The following is an 18,642-nucleotide window of genomic DNA, read 5'->3' on the forward strand; positions in this document are numbered from 1 at the left end:
TTATTATATTCCCTTCTTAAGGCTACTGACGAAGAAGCCATCAGAATCAAAATCACTCGGTAATATAGTTAAGGTTGGTGAGTGACGATTATCCTTAACTTTTCGTGCAGTTGTTGTTTTTACTAACTCAAACTCCGGATGTTCAGCTAGAAACGCTTGAACAGTATCATCATTTTCTTGCTGTAAAATTGTGCACGTGCTGTATGTGATTATACCGCCTTTTTTAACTTTTGCAGCAACCGCATTTAAAATTGCTAACTGAATCTTATATAATTGCTTGCTATCATTTAGCGTTTTTGTATAACGAATTTCTGGCTTCCGGCGTAAAAGTCCAATTCCACTACAAGGTGCGTCAACTAAGACCTTGTCAAAACTTTCATCATCAAAAAGTTGATCAACTTCCCGTGCGTCAAGGGTATGAGCAGTAACTCGCTTTTCAACCCCCAGTCGACGAGCATTCTTTTCAATCAATCTAACCTTATGTTGGTGAATATCAAGTGCATCAACGTGGCCGTCTTCATTAGTGAGGGCTTCTGCTATTTGAACAGTCTTTCCACCCGGAGCTGCACAAGCGTCCAGGACTTTATCCCCTGGCTCAATATGCATGCTTTCCACGGCTAACATGGCACTTTCGTCTTGAATAGTAATTTCGCCATTTTTGAAGAGATCGGAACTGATAATTTCACCTTTAGTAATTACTAAAGCATTTTGCGCAACTTGACTTTCTTGATATTCAATTCCAGCAGCATCTAAAGTTTGTTTGACGGTCGGAAGGTCAGTTTTGACGATGTTAACTCTAATTACCTGATGAGCCGGCTCATTAATTGATTGAAGTACTTTTTCAGTATCTTCTTCGCCATATTCCCTAGTCAGCTCGTTGACTAGCCACCGTGGGACACTATTTTCGATACTTAACCGCAAATCGCGTTCATCAATTTGCCGCAGGTCAGGTAATCCTTTCCGCAAAATGGCATGTAAAACACCAGTGACAAACTTTCGAATACCTGGATTTCCTCGACGTTTAGCTATTTCAATACTTTCGTCAGTTACCGCCCAATCCGGAACTCGTTCTAAATAATGATACTGGTAAAGTGCAGACAAGAGAAGCGTCTTTACCCAAGGATCAAGCCGTTTTCCCTGCACAAACCCATTTAGCCAATATTCGAGGGTAAGTTTATGCTGCAAAACACCATAAATAATATTAGTTGCCAACCGGCGATCTTTATCTGCCAACGGGTACCTTTTTAATAACTGGTCAACCTGCAAGTTTGAGTATGCACCATTTTCGACAACTCCTTCAAGCGCCACTAAAGCTAATTCACGCGCATTTTGCGGTTGAAATTTAGTCTTCACTTACAACTTGGCCTCCCTCTGTAATATCTTTATGTCCATTAAGGTAAGAAGTAATATCCATCGCCTTTTTCCCTGCTGGCTTTAACTTATTAATCTGGTATGTCGTTCCATCTCCAGCAGCAATTACTAATTGATGCTTTGTAACCCGTACTACTTTTCCTGGTTCAAGGGCTGTTTTTTCTTCTAATGGGGTCACATCATAAATTTTTGTCCGTAATCCATCAATAATCATGTTACCAAGAGGAGCTGGCCGCAATCCCCGCACCTTCGCATCAATTAAACGTGCTGGAAGGCGGAAATCAATCTGTTCTTGTTCACTAGTAATATTGGGAGAAAAGACTACTTTATCAGGATCTTGAGCAACTGGATTAACATCCCCGCTAATAAGCTTAGGCAACGTTTCTAAAAGTAAGTCTCTTCCTAGCAAACTAAGCTTTTTAAACATAGTGCCACTATCATCAGTATCTTCAATCGGAATAGACCTTTGTGAAATAATATCTCCCGCATCCATTTTCTTAACCATGTACATAATGGAGACCCCGGTTTCTTTGTCACCATTAATAATGGAATATTGAATTGGAGCCCCTCCACGATACTTTGGCAGTAATGAACCGTGGACATTGATTGCTGCAATCTTAGCAGCTGCCAATAACTTTGTTGGAAGGAATTGCCCATAGGCAGCAGTAATCATTAAGTCAGGCTGTAAACTAATAATTTTCTCCATTTCAGGACTTTTGCTGAGTTTAGCTGGCTGTAAGACTTCGATATTATATTGTTCAGCTAATTCTTTAACTGGCGATTGATGAAGAGTACGTTTCCGGCCGATATGGTGGTCTGGCTGGGTAAGAACTGCTTGAATATCGTATTCTGGATTATCAATTAAACTTTGTAAAATCGGAACAGCAAACTCGGGGGTTCCCATAAAAACGACTGATGTTGACATTAATAACATCCTTTCTTTTACATAAAATACTGTGGATCTGGATCGATACTTACTTGGACATCCTTAAAACCGCGACTTTGCGTATCCTGAAGAATATCAAACAATAGCTGATGCAAGTAAGGATCCTTCTTATATTTGATGACAATTTGGTAATAGTAACGACGCTTCATCCGGGCAATTGCTCGCGGAGTGGGGCCAAGAATAACCGTCGAAGATAATAATCCCTGCTTTAGGCGACCATAGATATCTGCCATTGCCCTAGCTGCTTTGGCTTCTTCGGGATGACTGGCCATCAAACGAACGGTGTAATAGTATGGCGGATAACTTGCTTGTCTTCGTAGCATCATTTCCTGGTTAAAGAATTTTTCGTAATCGTGCATTTTGGCATCTTGAATAGCGTAATGGTCAGGGTTATATGTCTGGATAATAACTTCCCCCTGCTTATTTGCCCGACCAGCCCGACCGCTAACTTGACTTAGCAAATCAAAAGTCCGTTCACTAGCACGAAAATCTGGTAAGCCTAGACCAGTATCAGCATTTAAAACCCCTACTAAGGTAACATTAGGGAAATCAAGCCCTTTTGCAATCATCTGGGTTCCTAATAAAATATCCGCTTGGTGTTGACCGAACTGTCGCAATAATTTTGCATGCATTCCCTTCCGCCGAGTGGTATCAACATCCATGCGAATAATCCGGGCCTGGGGTAATAATTGATGCAATTCTTGCTCAACCTTCTCTGTTCCAGTCCCATAATAGCGAATCTGATGACTATGGCAATTGGGACATTCACGGGGGATTGGTTCTTCATGACCACAATAATGACATTTCATTGTCCGCGTATCCATATGGAGCGTCAAAGAAATATCACAATTAGGACATTTTAAAACATTTCCACAATCACGACACATCATAAAGGATGAAAATCCCCGTCGATTTAGCATTAAAATACTTTGCTCGTTCTTTTGCAGGCGGTCATTTAATTCGGTTAATAGTTTTTGAGAAAAGTTACTCTCCCCGTACTTTTTAATTTCATCTCGCATATCAACCACTTCGATTGGTGGCAGTTCCTGTTTATTTACCCGGTGAGGAAGACGCAACAAGTGATAAACGTTTTTTACTGCTCGCGCACGACTCTCCAGACTAGGAGTAGCAGAGCCAAGAACTACAGGCGCTTGATTATATTTTCCCCGCCATTTAGCTACTTCACGCGCCTGATAACGGGGTGATTCATCTTGTTTATAACTAGATTCATGTTCTTCATCAAGAATGATTAGCCCTAAATTAGTTAACGGAGCAAAGACTGCTGAACGGGCACCCACAACTACTTGCGCTTCTCCACGTTCAATCCTTCGCCATTCATCATATCGTTCACCATTCGATAAACTACTATGTAAAACAGCAACCTTAGAGCCAAATCGTCGCCGCACATGGTTAACAATCTGGGGCGTTAATGAAATCTCAGGTACAAGCATTAATGCTGTCTTTCCCTGTTGAAGAGCATTAGCAATCGATTGCAAGTATACTTCTGTCTTGCCACTCCCCGTAACTCCTTGTAAGAGGAAAACTTTAGGGTCATGATTGTCGATTGCTTGATTAATCTGGTTAACAGCATTTTGTTGATCGGCGTTGAGCTGCAGGGGGGCTGCTAAATGAGCATCATCAGGAGTGCCCTGCATAGCCAAGGGTTGTCGATATACTTCAACTGGTGTTTTTTCTAGCCATCCCTTCTGTTGTCCCTGATTGAAGGTGGCTGCTTTTAAACCAGTTTTATGTTCAGCATCCTTTTGCTTAACAACTTGACTACCAATTGATTGTAAATATGAAAGAAGACGGTTTTGAGCATGAGCATTAGCATGAAGGGATGCGCGCTCATCTTCCAGTTGTTCAAAATTAAGCAAAGAGCGAATACCAGTCACCGTTTTAGCTTTGGCTCGATCCTCCACTTGGTATTCAATCGTTATCTTTCCTTCCTTTTGCAGTTTGAACAATTTACTTAAGATTGCCGGTTTATCTTGTACCGCCGCCATTTCTAATTCATCTCGCCCATGAAAAATGTCAAAGGCAACATACTCATCTACTTCATCTACAATTCGAATAATTCTGGTAGTCTTAGCCTTCAATAAGTTAGGCAACATCGTATATAAGCAAGAAATCCAAAAAGAGTAAGTAGTATCAGCTAACCATTTGCTAAGATTCATTAATTCAGGATTAATTACCGGTTGAAGATCCATTATCGCCTGAATTGGTCTGAGTTCTCCCTCATATTGGGATGCATTGTCAAGGGCAACAACAAATCCTTGAACAGTCCGTTTTCCCTTTCCAAAAGGCACAATCACTCTTACTCCAACTTGAATTTGTTTTTCAATTTTTGGCGGAATCTGATAAGTATATGGTTGATTTGTTTGCATTGTTGGAACATCAACAACTACCTGTGCCAACTCTGGCATTTAATCACCTGACTTTAATTTTGCACTAATTAATTCAATAATCTCGTTTGCAATTTTAGCTTTAGATTGGCGGGCTAATTTAATTGGCGTTTGATCTTTTTGTAAGATGGTCACTTGATTCTGGTCACTGCCAAATGCTCCCATATCTCCCGCCACACTATTTGCAATAATCATATCCGCATTTTTGCTAGCAAGTTTACGATTAGCATTTTCTAGAAGATCATTTGTTTCTGCCGCAAACCCAACGATGTATTGACCGTTTTGCTTCATCTTCGCAATATTCTTTAAAATATCAATAGTTTCAGTAAGCGCAATGGTAAGATGCGGGTTACCATCTTTTTTCTTAATTTTATGATCAACTATCTCAACTGGGCGATAGTCAGCAACTGCGGCCGCCATGATTAAAATGTCTGCCTGCGCAAAACGTTCTTTTAAACTGGTATATAAATCTTCAGTTGTGATTCCGCGCACAACTTCAATCGCTGGTGATTGTGGAAGGGGGACGGTAACTTGACCGGCAATCAATGTTACCTTAGCTCCTGCTTGGACCGCGGCGTTAGCAAGTGCAATCCCCATTTTACCAGAGGACCGATTACCAATAAAACGAACAGGATCAATATTTTCACGTGTTCCACCAGCAGTAACAATCACGTGTTTGCCCTTTAATGCTTGACTGCTAGCTAAAAAATCTTCTATATATTGGCAAATTGCTGCTGGTTCTGGTAAACGCCCGTGACCAGCATATCCTTCAGCTAATCTTCCACTAACTGGCGGCATAATATTGACCCCATCTCGTTTAAGTTGAGTAATGTTTCGTTGAGTTGCGGGGGCCAACCACATATGGCTATTCATTGCCGGAACTACAATTTTAGGAGCATTAGTTGCTAATAAGGTAGTAGAAACAGCATCATCAGCCAGTCCCGTTGCCATTTTAGCGATTATATCTGCTGATGCTGGTACCACTATTGCTAGTTCTGACCAATCAGCTAACTCAATATGAGGAATAGGCGTTGAATGCTCATCCCATAGGTTAGTAAGAACTGGTGCTTTCGTCAAGGCAAAAGGAGTAGCAGGAGTGACTAACTTAGTAGCGGCGTCAGTCATTCCTACGCGAACCTCATGTCCCATTTTTTGCAGTCCACGTACTACTTCGATTCCCTTGTAAGCAGCGATACTGCCTGTAAGATACACTGCAATCCGTGTCATTATGTCACCTCAACTTATTTTTTCTTGATTGATTATAGCATTTTTAGAAGCAAAAAAGGGGCCAGTGACAATCCTGCCCTAGTCCCTTACTTTTGTTTATCCAGCTTATTTTAATCCTGTAAGTCTTCAGTATGATCAGGATCGATCGTAACTTTTCCAGCCAAAATCTCTTCAAGGGCCTTCCCAACTGACTTGCTTGAATCATAATGTTCAAGTAATGGGGCAGCTCCTGCATCTAATTCATTGGCACGCTTACTAGCAAGCATAACTAATGAATAACGAGAATCAATATGTTTTAATAATTCATCAACTGATGGAAAAAGGATCATTTTTCGGCATCTCCTAACATTTCAAGATAACGTGGCATTACACGGGTAACACGAAGCCGTTCAGTACGAATAATGTCTTTAATCTTTTCAACTGCATTTGGTACTTCGTCATTAACTACTGCATAATCATAGTTTTGCATCATTTGAATTTCACTAAATGCTTTATGAATTCGTTTATTAATGACTTCCATACTATCAGTTCCCCGGTGAATCAATCGTTGTTTTAATTCATCCAAATCAGGAGGGGTTAAGAAAATAAACACGCCATCTGGGCACTTAGACCGTACTTGCATTGCTCCGTTAACTTCAATCTCAAGGAAAACATCTTTTCCTGAATCTAAGGTCTCATTAACATATTTTAATGGGGTACCGTAATAGTTGTCAACATACTTAGCATATTCCAGCATCCCACCAGTTTGAATTTGGTGTTCAAACTCTTCTTTGCTTACGAAGAAATAATCAACACCATTAACTTCTCCAGGACGTGGTTTCCGAGTTGTCATCGAAATTGAATATTGAAAATCATTATCATTTGAATCAAAGATAGCTTTTCGAACAGTTCCCTTCCCAACCCCGGAAGGACCTGAAAGAACAATTAACATTCCACGATTTGCCATTATAACGCTCCTATTTATTTAATCGTATTAATACTATAATGCACTAGATTAGTACTGAAATCAAGCACCTGAATAACAAAAAATTATTGAGCTTTTTGCTTGCATTTCTGAATGTATGTTCGTATACTATAATCAAACGAATGTTCGGAGGCGCGATTATGCAAATTGAACAAAAGTCTATTTTTAAATTTACGCCACAAATTATTAGTGATAAGCTTCGTCATCTTTTTGAAGAAGCACCTGCTGACGATCAGCAAGCAGGGTTACTTACTCCCCAACCTGCTAAACAACGACAATTATTTTTAAAACGAGCCATTAAAGATAAAATTAAAGCAACGTTTCAGCTAATGCCAATCAACAACGATGGCTATCCCGTAAACGTTACCGGTAACATCGCCCAATTAGCGAATAGCAATCGATACCTTATTACGAATCAAAATGTAAGTTATGTTGTTAACTTTGATCAAATTAGATACATCGCGAATTTATAATATTGGATTTAAAGAGAGACTGGGAATTAGCTCAGTCTCTTTATTGTTTTAAAGATATTTATACAGTAGCTGCCTGGATTCCGATCGTTGATAAGGCACCCCAATAGGCTAGCTTCGCGTCGTAGCTATCCTCGTGGAGGAAGACGAAGTCGCAAGTGACTTCTTTCCCACTCCCTCTTTTTTATTTTGCCATATTAAGCAATTCTTGCGCATGCTCTTTTGTCAACTGAGTAATCTTTTCACCCGATAGCATTCGCGCAAGTTCTTCAACCCGGTCGTTTTCTTTCAATGGTGTAACTCGAGTAGTTGTCCGGTCATCATGGACAGATTTCTTAATAAGGAAATGATGTTGCGCAACGGCTGCTACTTGTGGCAGGTGCGTGATACATAAAACCTGTGAATGTTGAGCAATTAAGCGAATCTTATCAGCAATTGCTTGGGCAACCCGTCCGCTCACCCCAGTATCAACTTCATCAAAAATGATACTAGTAACGCCTTCCTTTTGCGCAAAAATTGTCTTTAGGGCCAACATTACCCGTGACAATTCACCACCAGAAGCAATTTTAGCTAACGGCCCCATTGATTCTCCCGGATTAGTCCGAATATAAAATTCAGCCTGGTCAATTCCCGTCGGTGTAAATTGTTCCCGACTTTGATTAGCAAAGTGAACTTCAAATTCTGCTTTTTCCATGTAAAGCTCTTTAAGCTGCTGGTGAACTTTTTTACCAAGCTCATGAGCAGCTTTTTGTCTTACCTGACTCAATTTACGACCGGTCTCTCGAATCTTATTTTCGGCTTCTCCTAACCGTTGCTCTAGGTCACTGCTAGAATCAGCCGCGGCCTCCATCGAATCGAGTTCTTTTTTGATCTTATCATAATACTTCAAAACATCTGCCAATGTATCGCCATACTTATGTTCAAGATCACCGATAGTAGTTAACCGTTGTTCAATCTGAGCTAACCGTTCATCATCAAATTCAAGCATGTCTAATTGTTGACTAGCTTCATTCGCTACATCTTGAAGAGCGTAATAAGCATCATTAAGAGCCTTACTAAGATTATCATAAGCATCATCAAATTCAGCAATTGCATTGATTGAGTCCATCACCGTGGCAACTTGATCTAAAACAGGCGCTTGCTCACCTTCATTAAAGGTCGTCACAGCTAGTTGAAGAGCATTATTAATTTGTTGAAAGTGTTCCAATCGATCACGTTCACTAATTAATTCATCTTCTTCATTTTCTTTTAGATTAGCTTCTGCAATTTCATTGACTTGGTACCGAAGCATATCCAATCGCTGCGCCCATTGTTGTTCATTTGCTTGTTTTTTATTTACAGCAGCTTTGAGTTTAGAATAAGCTTGATATTCTTCTTGATATTTTTTAAGTAAGGGCTGAACCTCTTTAGCCGCAAATTGGTCGAGCATTCCTAAATGAGTCTCAGGTTGCATTAATTGTTGATGTTCATTTTGCCCTTGAATATCAACTAATCCCGCACCAATTTGACGAAGAGTTGCCGTATTAATTAGTTGACCATTGACCCGGATAATATTGCGACCATTGCGATGAATTTCACGGGAGACAATTAAGATCCCATCTTCATGATCAATTCCTAGTGATTCAAGTAGTTTATCAAATTCAGGATCATCAGGAATTGCAAATTGTCCTTGAAGGCTTAATTTTTCTTCTCCACGGCGAATGAATTCCTGCGATCCACGACCACCAGCCAGCAAACCAACTGCATCAATAATAATTGACTTTCCGGCACCAGTTTCCCCAGTTAGAACAGTCATTTGGTCAGCAAAAGTTAAGGTTAAGTGCTTAATAATTGCTAAATTATCAATTGTCAATTCTTGTAACAAAAATTTTCACCTCGCCTAGTCGAGCATTGCGTTAAGCTTTTCTTCTAATTTAATTGCCGCTTCTGGAGACATACAAACTACAAGAACATTCCCATCATCACCAATTGTTGTGAAGACCGTTGGAAAATCCATCTTGCGAATTAAGGTAGCTACTACCGGCCCATTCCCCGGATGAACTGTTAACGCTAAGAAACAGTCATTGCGCTTTAATTGTTCCAAACTGTCTTGAAGGGTCTGAGCTAACTGATTTTCATGTCCTTGATGATGATATGCTGGCAAACCATAACGATAACCCCCATTATCCGCAGGAATCTTTATCAGTTGCATTTCTTTAATGTCACGCGAAATAGTCGCTTGAGTAACTGTCAATCCCATTTCACGCAGGCGTTCAACAAGATCTTCCTGCCGCTCAATGCTCTCATTAGTAATGATTTCACGAATTTTTTGTTGTCGTTCTGCTTTTTTCATGGATTAAGTCACCTTTATTTATTCCTTATGATTTAAATCATCATCAGCGGTTGCAATAACCTTATCGATATTTACTTCTTCGGCAACAATCCCCGGATTTTCACTTAGGCGGAGGTGAACTAAAAATTCCATATTTCCTTGTCCCCCTTTGATTGGTGAATAATCTAATCCAAGGATATCAAAATGATCTTCACGGGCAAAGGTCAGCACTTCTTCCAAAACTGCTCTGTGAACTTTATGATCATGAATGATCCCATTTTTGCCAACATGCTCTTTTCCTGCTTCGAATTGTGGTTTAATTAGGGCCACTACTTCACCACCCATTTTCAGTATCTGAGCCAAAGGTGGCAAGATCAAACGAAGGGAAATAAACGAAACATCAATCGAAGCAAATTCTGGTTGACCACTAGTAAAATCTGCTAACTTACTGTAACGAAAATTGGTCTGCTCCATAACAACTACCCGGGGATCTTCCCGCAATTGCCAAACCAACTGATTAGTCCCGACATCAAGAGCGTAACTTAACTTCGCCCCATTTTGTAACATTACATCAGTAAAGCCACCAGTTGATGATCCAATGTCTAAAACCGTCTTGTCCTTAACTGAAATATCAAAAACTTTTAATGCTTTCGCTAATTTCAAGCCGCCCCGACTAACATATGGCATTTTATGGCCTTTCATGTGAAGGGTGGTGGTAATCGGAATTTTTTGTCCCGGTTTATCTAATCGTTCATTATTTTTGCCAAGAATTTCTCCTGCCATTACCGCCCGCTTTGCTTGTTCGCGAGAGTCAAACAGCCCTTGTTGGACCAATAATACATCTACACGTTCTTTTTTCATAATCCCTTTCCTTATTTAAAATATGCTAAAAAGTCATCATAACCAGCAAATGACTTGCCAGTAAGCTTTTCAAGATTCTTTTGATTTTGATTAGCAGCAGTTAAAGCTATCTGTAGCTGCTCCTTTGCACCATCTATGCCAAGTAATCCTGGATAAGTATTTTTTTGCTCATCAGCATCTTTGTGAACAGCTTTTCCCATCTCTTCAGTAGTACTGAGGACATCCATTAAATCATCATAGATTTGAAATGCTAAACCGTAGTTTTCACCAAATGCTGCTAGCTCTTGTTTGATTTCAGCAGATTGATCCATCATAATCCCACCTGCCAAAACAGCATAGCGAATCAATTCCCCCGTTTTTTGACGGTGCAAGTATTTCAATTGGTTTAAATTTAAATGTTGGTGTTCGCCTTCAATATCCCGTGCTTGGCCCGCAACCATTCCAGATGGTCCCGCGGCTTTTGCAAGTTCAAGGGTCAACTGACTCCGAACATTAGCTGGAAGATGGTTATCGGCAACCCACTGAAAGGCCAATGTCAATAATCCATCTCCTGCTAAAGTTGCCATTCCTGCTCCAAATTTACAGTGATTAGTTGGTTTTCCGCGGCGTAGATCATCATTATCCATTGCTGGAAGGTCATCGTGAATTAATGAATATGTATGAAGCAATTCCAACGCAGAAGCTGCGCGTAGCAGATCATCATTAAGCGTGCCACCCAACATCTCAATCGTTGTAAGCGTCAATGCTGGACGCAGCCGCTTGCCCCCAGCCATTAGGGAATAAGCCATTGAGCTTTCTAACGTTGCTTGATCAATATCTGTGGCCAATGACTTGCTTAGATAATCTTCAATCTGTTCTTTTAAAATCGGCAATGGTGTACTCATCTTTTTCTGCTCCGTTGCTTATTGTTCATCAGTGCTACCAAATCCACGGTTACCACCGCCATTATTGCTTGGGTCATCGGTTTGTTTTTCGTAGACTTGCTCATCACCATTATCGTCAATTAAGTGCCCAAGCGTTTTTTCAGCATTTGTTAGCTTCGTTTGTAATTCCTTAGAAAGCTTGATTCCTTCTTGAAACTGTTGAAGGGCCTCTTCTAGTGGCACATTCCCCTGTTCAAGGTGATTAACGATCTGTTGTAATTGTGCTAATTGTTCTTCAAATGTTGGTTTTGCTGTTGCCATCTTAGTGCTCCTTTACCTTTTTTATTTCTGCTTGAACTTCCCCGTCATCAAAATGCAGGTGAACATTTTGCCCAACCGTTAATTGACTGGCATGATTAACAACTTTTTCATCACTCGTTACATATGTATACCCCCGACTCATAATTTTAAGGGGGCTCAGTGAATCTAATTGTTTAATAAGAGTTGTCACTTGTTGTTTCTTTTCATTTTGGTTGGCAAGTGAGGCTGTCACCAATTGTTTTTGTAATTGATTAACTAACTGTTCTTGTTGTTGAACCCGATGCAGTGGAGAAATAGCCGTTAGACGCCCACTTAATCTTTCTACGTTCATTCGCAGCTCTTGCATTTTATTTTGTGCTGCTTGACCTAGCTGTTGAGTTAATTGGTCAACCTTTTGTGCATAGTTTTCATATAATCTTGTCGGTTGCTGAAAAATATAGCTTTGCAGCTGTTTATTCAATTGTTGGCGGTCAAAATTAATTTTAGTCCGCATCGTATTTAATAAACGATTCTGATCATCTTTAAGTGTCATTAATACATCGTTTAATTTTACCGGTGTTGCTAATTCAGCAGCAGCAGTTGGGGTTGCTGCGCGTTGATCAGCTACGAGGTCGGCAATTGTTGTATCTGTCTCGTGACCAACTGATGAAATTACCGGAATTTTACTATTGGCAATTGCACGGGCAACTACTTCTTCATTAAAAGGCCATAAGTCTTCCATTGATCCCCCACCACGACCGATAATAAGGGTATCAAAGTCGCCGCGGTCATTGGCACGGTTAATTTGTCTAGCAATATCCGCCGCTGCTTTATCCCCTTGGACGACAGTGGGATATAGAACAACTTGAGCAATTGGATAACGTCGTCGAACAGTCGTATTAATATCCCGGATAACCGCCCCATCAATACTAGTAACAACTGCAATTCGTTTCGGAAACATTGGAATCTGTTTTTTAGGTAAATTAAATAGACCTTCAGCGCTCAATTTCTTTTTTAGTTGTTCAAACGCTAAGTATAAAGAGCCTAGACCATCTGGCTCCATCCGATCAATATAAATCTGATAGCGACCACTTTTTTCATATAAACTTACATGACCGACTACACAAACTTTCATCCCCTGTTCAGGAGTAAATTTAATTTTCCGGAATTGATGCTCAAACATTACAGCATCGATCACAGCATTATCGTCTTTTAAACTAAAATACTGATGCTTTTGCCGTAAACGAAAATTAGAAAGCTCACCGGTTAAATAAACCGTATGTAGGTATGGATCCCGGTCAAACTTCATTTTCAAATACTTAGTTAGTTCACTAACTGTTAAATACTGGCTTCTATCCATGATGCCTCCACCGCGCTAAATCAACTGTTTGTTCCATTAAAGTTGCAATTGTCATTGGTCCTACGCCACCTGGAACAGGAGTGATTGCCTGAGCTTTTGTCTTTACCGCTTCAAAATCAACATCCCCTGTCAATTTACCATTGCTTAAACGATTAATTCCCACATCAATTACCACTGCTCCTGGTTTTACATCTGTCTCCTTGATAAGGTTAGGCACACCAGTAGCAACAATTAAAATATCCGCTGTTTTCGTTAAAGCAGAAAGGTCGCCAGTACTTCTTCCAGCCATTGTTACAGTTGCGTTAGCATTATTTAAAAGAGCTAAAAGAGGTTTACCAACTAAAATACTCCGACCAACGATAACTGCATTTTTCCCTTGTAAATCAATATTATATTCTGCCAACATCCGCATAATTCCGCGAGGTGTACAGGCCACTGGATAATTACCATGTTGATTGGCAAACAGTTTTCCTAAGTTTAGGGGATTAAGGCCATCAACATCCTTAGTTGGCAATATAGCATTGGTAATTACTTCTGAATCCAATTGAGGAGGAAGGGGTTGTTGAACAAGAATGGCATCAATTGTGTCATCATGATTCAGCTTTTCAATTTCGGCAAGAAGCTCATCTTGACTAACATCAGCAGGAAATTTTTTTAAAATTGAATTGATTCCTAACCTAGTAGCCTTATTATGCTTATTTCGGGTATAGATTAAGCTCGCTGCATCATCACCAGCAATCACGACTGCAATTCCCGGAGTTATATTTTGTTTTTCTTTTAACTGTGCCACCAGTTTTTGGGTCTGGGCATTGATTTTTTTAGCAAGGGTCTTGCCATCAATAATTGTCGTCACAGTGATTCCTCCTCGTTAAATTTCCATTTTATATTCTACCATAATAATATTGCGCTTAAGCAAAAAAGGAGTGGAATCAGAAGTTTATCACTTCATTTTTCCACCCCATAATTATTGTTAACAGTAATATTAGTTATTCGTGTTGACTTGTTTTTCAAATTTGCCAAGGGCTCCATTGATAAATTTACGTGACTTATCACTGCTGAATGTTTTCGTAAGTTCTAGTGCTTCATTAATTGCTACTACTGTTGGAACATTTTCAGCATATTGAATTTCAAATAAAGCAAGCCGTAAAATAACTAAATCCGGCTTTGCTAAACGATTGATGGTCCATCTGCTTGCGAGAAGGTCATTGATTTGTTCGTCGAGCTGATCTTGATGTTCTCGCACCCCATTTACTAAAGTCAGTAAATAAGGGGGAATTTGCTTTTCATCATGATGAGGAATTGCCTCATACACAGTTTGAATATCGGCTTCAGGATCTGATTGCAAAGCAAAGAGAACTTGAAAAGCCTCCTCACGAATCATGTGTCGGTTTAAACTCATTTTATTCACCAGCCTCGTCATTAAGATGTTCGCCAAACAAGTCATTAGGGTCTACTTGTTGGTCTTCTTTAGATGTTACGATTCCCTTAATATGAACATTAACTTCTTTTACTTTTAAATCAGTCATTAATGTGATTTGTTGTTTGACCTTATCTTGAATCATTGCCGCTACTTTAGGAACAGAGACACCATATTCAACATAAACATCCACATCAAGTGATAATTTTTCATCATTGCTGGAAAGCTTTACCCCACGCCGGCGATCAGAGCGTCCCAAAAGTTCACTTACGCTATTTGCAAATGAACCATACATCTTTGAAACACCATCGATTTCACTTGCGGCAATCCCCGCAATAATTTCTAAAACTCGTGGCGAAATTTGAATTGTCCCGAGTGACTTGTCTTCACTACTTAAAACAATCTTTGATTCTTCAGCCATCGTCAGCCCTCCAATTTATTTCTTCTCTTAATTATAGTAATCATTTCTATTCTGCACTATGTTCGAACAAATTGCAACAACTTGGTCAATTAGGAACATAGCGCCAGTTTAGAAATTAACCGCAAATTATGATTATACCAATCATGAACGACTAAATCGAGACTAGATGTGGTAAATTGTCCGAAATTAATTGATTTAAATTCTTCTAACGTTTTCAAGAATTGGTCTGCCTGCTGAAGCGGACTAGTATACCGTGCAACCGTCACATGTCCTGAGATTGTTGGATATCGTTCTTTTAGCAATAAGTCATGTAACGGCAGTTCTTTCCTAAGTACATTCCGTAAAGTTGATAATTCTGCTGAATAATACCCTTTTACAAGAAGTGCTCCTGAACTAGTGATCATTCCTGCTAAACGCCAATGAATCGGTCCAATTTGTGAAATAATCTGCCCTACTACGTTTTTATATTTTTCCTCTTCAAATGTTGAGAGCGAAAAGTATGAACTAGCTGCAATAAGGTCAATAATCGTAATATGCAGGTCAGCAGGAGGATAGAAGTATTGGTTAGGCTCAATTGCAGCCAACTTTTGCAAGCAAAACATAATGTTCCGACTAACGTGCGCAGGCAGTGAAGCAGTAAGCGTCAGTCCTCGACGCATATCTTTATCAGGATTTAGCAAGTTACGATCTAGCTGTTCTTGATGATTTCTAATTGCCGACATTCCCTGTTGATTAATATTATTATACAGAGTAGTAAGTTGCATACTATTTTCCTACGATTATTAGATCAGTTGGCGCCTTTGTCAGCACTTCAACTCCACCGTGAGTAACCAGAATATCATCTTCTATCCGGACCCCGCCGATTTCAGGAATATAGATACCAGGTTCAACAGTGATAACTTCATTGTTCCGCAATTTAATATTTTGAGCACTGGGTCCATAGCTAGCAGGCAATTCATGAACCGATAAGCCTATTCCATGCCCCATTCCATGGTTGAATTCATCCCCATAACCTGCTATTTCAATTAATTGCCGTCCCGCAAAGTCAAGTTGGTCTCCTCGTTGCCCAACATGAGCAGCTTGAATTACAGCTTCACGGGCCTCATTGACGATTTGATAAACATCACGTAATTCTGGATCAATTGAACCAACGGCAAATGTTCTGGTCATGTCTGCCGTATAGCCATTGAAGTAGTAGCCAAAATCAACAGTAACAATATCGCCGTCTTCAATCACCTTTTTTGAAGCCGTCGCATGCGGTTTGGCCGCATTTTTGCCACTAGCGATAATTGTCGGAAAAGAGGACCCGCTTGCTCCATGTTCTTTCATCCAAAAATCAAGCAAGTTCGCAACATGGCGCTCGGTCATCCCAGCGTGGACATTTTCTAAAAGATACCGGTATCCCGCTGAATGCAAGTCTGCAGAAGCACGCAGGGTATTTACTTCATCACTATCCTTAATCATTCGCATCCGTTCAATTTGTTGGTGGAAAGGAACAAGGTCTGTCGCCATCTGCTCATCAAGCATATCAAATAAGGCATAAGTAACTGTATCTTCATATCCCAGAACATTCACTTTCATCCCCTGACATATTTTATTAAGCGAACCGTAATAGTCACGGGTAATCATTCCCACAACCTCATCGTTTTCAAATTCTTCTAATGCAAGCTGGTACCGGTCATCAGTAATAATAATTGCATTATCTTTTGTTATTAAAAGGCATCCATCGCCTTCAATAAGATTAAAGCCAGTGAGGTAATAAATGTTTTTTTCATCCGTTACTAAAAATGCATCGATATATAATTTTTCAAATTTCTTCTGTAGACGTTTAATTCTAGACATAGTACATTTCCTTTAATACTGCCGGTTAGAGTAATCACGAGGGCCAAAGATAGCCGTCCCAACCCGCACACAGGTTGACCCTTCTTCTACCGCTATTTCATAATCATGGGTCATCCCCATACTAAGAACATCTAATTTTAATTGATCATTTTGGTTGTTCATTTCATCGCGCAATTCACGTAGGCGGCGAAAAATCGGCCGCGTTTTTTCCGGATCATCATAATAAGGAGCGCTTGTCATTAATCCCCGTAACTTTACATGTGGCAATTGAAGACTGGCCTTAGCTAATTCCATGCAATCTTGCAAAGTTGGCTTAACCCCAAATTTACTCTCTTCTTCTCCAACATTAACTTCAATTAAAATCGGGATTATTCGATTATGCTTTCTTCCTTCTTTTTCAATCGCCTTCATTAGCTTAAGGGAATCAACTGATTGAATCATTGTAACGTAATCAGCAATGTATTTAACCTTATTACGCTGAAGGTGGCCAATCATATACCAGTTAATGTCGGCTGGTAATTCATCATGCTTTTTATCTAATTCTTGAACATAATTTTCACCGAAACTGTTCCATCCAGCTTTATAAAGCTCTGCAATATCTGCCGCCGGATGATTTTTGCTAACCGGTAACAGTTGAACATCTTGAGGATCGCGACCGCTGCGCTTACATGCAGCAATAATTTTTTCTTGGACATCTTTAGCTTTATCAACAATCGTCATTAAACAGTTTGCTCCCTTCAATTGTGGGTTAACTATATTCTTACATTATAGATTAACATATAATTGAAAAATATTTAAAAATAAAAAGACTACTATTTCATGTAGAAAAGTAGTCTTTTTATTACTATTCAGCGATTGGGTAAACCGATACCTTACGCTTACTGCGACCCATGCGTTCAAATTTAACAACACCGGCTACCTTAGCGTATAATGTATCGTCTCCACCACGACCCACGTTTTCACCTGGGTTGATGTGAGTACCACGTTGACGGTAGATGATTGATCCAGCAGTTACGATTGAACCATCAGCAGCCTTAGTACCAAGACGACGACCAGCTGAGTTCCGACCGTTAGCAGTGGAACCACCCCCCTTGTGGTGGGAGAAGAATTGTAAATTCATAATCATAGTTGTTCACCTCCAGCAATGAACTTTAATCAAACATTTTTACTTCAATGTTTTGTGGATAGCTTTCTTGGATATCACATAATCCATTTAAAAAGGTTTTAAGAAGGATCTGACTATCATGACCAAGGTCTAATCCTGTAACTTCCAGAAAGCCACCATTATCATTATCTTGTTTAAGGTGAGGCTTTGTATGAACAACTTGTTCAAGGCCGTTCACCGTTGAAATAGATAATGCAGAAACCGCGGCACAAACAATATCTTGCCCATATGGACCAGATTCAGCATGCCCAGTCATTTTAAAAGAAGTGATCCGCTGATTCGAATCTAAATTAAACTGTGCTCGAATCATGATCTCACCTCCGCATTAAGCGTTGATCTTGTTGATAGTAACCTTAGTGTAAGGTTGACGGTGACCTTGCTTAGTGTGAGTGTGCTTCTTAGGCTTGTACTTAAAGGTAACAACCTTCTTTTCCTTACCTTGCTTGTCAACAGTACCTTCAACAGAAGCACCGTCAACTACAGGAGTACCGATCTTAGTGTCGTCTCCACCGACAAAGATAACTTGATCAAAAGTTACCTTGTCACCTTCCTTAGCATCAAGCTTTTCAACATAGATAGAAGCACCTTCTTCTACCTTGTATTGCTTACCACCAGTAACGATAATTGCGTACATACTTTGTGCACCTCCTTAATATCTCAGACTCGCCGTACTAAGCAGCTAAATAAGCTTTAGACTTAATAACGCGCGGTTGTAGTTG

General features: G+C 39.9%; 22 protein-coding genes and 1 other annotated feature (1 of these 23 running past the window's edge). Of the genes, 1 reads left to right on the top strand and 21 read right to left on the bottom strand.

What is annotated here, in order from left to right; genetic code table 11:
* Positions 1-3: 3 nt before the first annotated feature.
* The 6 genes from rsmB to gmk all read right to left on the bottom strand — a co-directional run bounded on the left by rsmB (position 4) and on the right by gmk (position 6,895).
* Complete coding sequence (gene rsmB / locus QOS06_RS02435; protein ID WP_078009325.1) at positions 4-1,353, bottom strand: 16S rRNA (cytosine(967)-C(5))-methyltransferase RsmB; 1,350 nt, start codon at positions 1,351-1,353, stop codon at positions 4-6.
* Positions 1,343-2,296 carry a methionyl-tRNA formyltransferase gene (fmt, locus tag QOS06_RS02440; RefSeq protein ID WP_078009324.1) on the bottom strand — a complete coding sequence of 318 codons (954 nt, stop codon included), beginning with the start codon at positions 2,294-2,296 and terminating at the stop codon, positions 1,343-1,345. The genes rsmB and fmt overlap by 11 nt, the downstream gene beginning before the upstream one ends.
* A gap of 17 nt (positions 2,297-2,313) precedes the next feature.
* Entirely contained in the window at positions 2,314-4,743 is a 2,430-nt protein-coding gene (priA, locus tag QOS06_RS02445) for a primosomal protein N' (RefSeq protein WP_152744334.1), read from the bottom strand.
* On the bottom strand, positions 4,744-5,949 hold the full coding sequence (gene coaBC, locus QOS06_RS02450) for a bifunctional phosphopantothenoylcysteine decarboxylase/phosphopantothenate--cysteine ligase CoaBC (protein ID WP_152738195.1): 1,206 nt from the start codon (positions 5,947-5,949) through the stop codon (positions 4,744-4,746).
* A gap of 110 nt (positions 5,950-6,059) precedes the next feature.
* Entirely contained in the window at positions 6,060-6,278 is a 219-nt protein-coding gene (gene rpoZ / locus QOS06_RS02455; protein WP_003663855.1) for a DNA-directed RNA polymerase subunit omega, read from the bottom strand.
* Positions 6,275-6,895 carry a guanylate kinase gene (gene gmk / locus QOS06_RS02460; RefSeq protein ID WP_003672217.1) on the bottom strand — a complete coding sequence of 207 codons (621 nt, stop codon included), beginning with the start codon at positions 6,893-6,895 and terminating at the stop codon, positions 6,275-6,277. Before gmk ends, rpoZ begins: the two co-directional genes overlap by 4 nt.
* A gap of 140 nt (positions 6,896-7,035) precedes the next feature.
* On the opposite strand from gmk, the gene QOS06_RS02465 reads away from it, so the two are divergent.
* The gene (locus QOS06_RS02465) at positions 7,036-7,386 is read left to right on the top strand and encodes a hypothetical protein (protein WP_019253997.1); all 351 of its coding nucleotides are present in this window, start codon (positions 7,036-7,038) and stop codon (positions 7,384-7,386) included.
* A 181-nt stretch (positions 7,387-7,567) separates the two neighbouring features.
* Here the strand turns inward: QOS06_RS02465 and recN are convergent, their stop codons facing one another.
* From recN to rplU, 15 genes are all read right to left on the bottom strand, one after another.
* Positions 7,568-9,247, bottom strand: a complete 1,680-nt coding sequence (gene recN / locus QOS06_RS02470) for a DNA repair protein RecN (RefSeq protein WP_098035179.1) — start codon at positions 9,245-9,247, stop codon at positions 7,568-7,570.
* Between the two features lie 15 nt (positions 9,248-9,262).
* The gene (locus QOS06_RS02475; RefSeq protein WP_078009319.1) at positions 9,263-9,715 is read right to left on the bottom strand and encodes an arginine repressor; all 453 of its coding nucleotides are present in this window, start codon (positions 9,713-9,715) and stop codon (positions 9,263-9,265) included.
* Positions 9,716-9,733: 18 nt separating this feature from the next.
* Complete coding sequence (locus tag QOS06_RS02480; RefSeq protein WP_078009318.1) at positions 9,734-10,555, bottom strand: TlyA family RNA methyltransferase; 822 nt, start codon at positions 10,553-10,555, stop codon at positions 9,734-9,736.
* An 11-nt stretch (positions 10,556-10,566) separates the two neighbouring features.
* Positions 10,567-11,439: a polyprenyl synthetase family protein gene (locus QOS06_RS02485; protein WP_098035178.1), complete on the bottom strand. Its 873-nt coding sequence runs from the start codon at positions 11,437-11,439 to the stop codon at positions 10,567-10,569.
* Between the two features lie 18 nt (positions 11,440-11,457).
* Positions 11,458-11,739, bottom strand: a complete 282-nt coding sequence (locus QOS06_RS02490) for an exodeoxyribonuclease VII small subunit (RefSeq protein ID WP_003672224.1) — start codon at positions 11,737-11,739, stop codon at positions 11,458-11,460.
* A 1-nt stretch (position 11,740) separates the two neighbouring features.
* The gene (gene xseA, locus QOS06_RS02495; protein ID WP_098035177.1) at positions 11,741-13,078 is read right to left on the bottom strand and encodes an exodeoxyribonuclease VII large subunit; all 1,338 of its coding nucleotides are present in this window, start codon (positions 13,076-13,078) and stop codon (positions 11,741-11,743) included.
* Positions 13,071-13,931, bottom strand: coding sequence for a bifunctional 5,10-methylenetetrahydrofolate dehydrogenase/5,10-methenyltetrahydrofolate cyclohydrolase (locus QOS06_RS02500; RefSeq protein ID WP_098035176.1), 861 nt, complete (start codon positions 13,929-13,931; stop codon positions 13,071-13,073). The genes xseA and QOS06_RS02500 overlap by 8 nt, the downstream gene beginning before the upstream one ends.
* Before the next feature lie 129 nt (positions 13,932-14,060).
* Positions 14,061-14,477 (bottom strand): transcription antitermination factor NusB, encoded by a 417-nt coding sequence (gene nusB / locus QOS06_RS02505; protein ID WP_098035175.1) that lies wholly within the window; start codon positions 14,475-14,477, stop codon positions 14,061-14,063.
* A gap of 1 nt (position 14,478) precedes the next feature.
* Positions 14,479-14,916, bottom strand: a complete 438-nt coding sequence (locus tag QOS06_RS02510) for an Asp23/Gls24 family envelope stress response protein (RefSeq protein WP_003663867.1) — start codon at positions 14,914-14,916, stop codon at positions 14,479-14,481.
* Between the two features lie 89 nt (positions 14,917-15,005).
* Complete coding sequence (locus QOS06_RS02515) at positions 15,006-15,680, bottom strand: 2'-5' RNA ligase family protein (RefSeq protein WP_078009312.1); 675 nt, start codon at positions 15,678-15,680, stop codon at positions 15,006-15,008.
* A 1-nt stretch (position 15,681) separates the two neighbouring features.
* Positions 15,682-16,758 carry a M24 family metallopeptidase gene (locus tag QOS06_RS02520; RefSeq protein ID WP_283595459.1) on the bottom strand — a complete coding sequence of 359 codons (1,077 nt, stop codon included), beginning with the start codon at positions 16,756-16,758 and terminating at the stop codon, positions 15,682-15,684.
* Between the two features lie 12 nt (positions 16,759-16,770).
* Positions 16,771-17,478, bottom strand: coding sequence for a YggS family pyridoxal phosphate-dependent enzyme (locus QOS06_RS02525; protein WP_098035173.1), 708 nt, complete (start codon positions 17,476-17,478; stop codon positions 16,771-16,773).
* 124 nt (positions 17,479-17,602) lie between these two features.
* Positions 17,603-17,884, bottom strand: coding sequence for a 50S ribosomal protein L27 (rpmA, locus tag QOS06_RS02530; RefSeq protein WP_003672232.1), 282 nt, complete (start codon positions 17,882-17,884; stop codon positions 17,603-17,605).
* A 25-nt stretch (positions 17,885-17,909) separates the two neighbouring features.
* Positions 17,910-18,233, bottom strand: coding sequence for a ribosomal-processing cysteine protease Prp (locus tag QOS06_RS02535; RefSeq protein ID WP_078009309.1), 324 nt, complete (start codon positions 18,231-18,233; stop codon positions 17,910-17,912).
* Between the two features lie 15 nt (positions 18,234-18,248).
* Positions 18,249-18,557: a 50S ribosomal protein L21 gene (rplU, locus tag QOS06_RS02540; protein WP_003664009.1), complete on the bottom strand. Its 309-nt coding sequence runs from the start codon at positions 18,555-18,557 to the stop codon at positions 18,249-18,251.
* A 15-nt stretch (positions 18,558-18,572) separates the two neighbouring features.
* Positions 18,573-18,642, bottom strand: a sequence feature (ribosomal protein L21 leader region) (it continues 3 nt past the right edge of the window).

Source organism: Limosilactobacillus sp. DJ3M12 (assembly GCF_947381695.1).
In the GTDB taxonomy this organism is placed as follows: Bacteria; Bacillota; Bacilli; order Lactobacillales; family Lactobacillaceae; genus Limosilactobacillus; species Limosilactobacillus kinnaridis.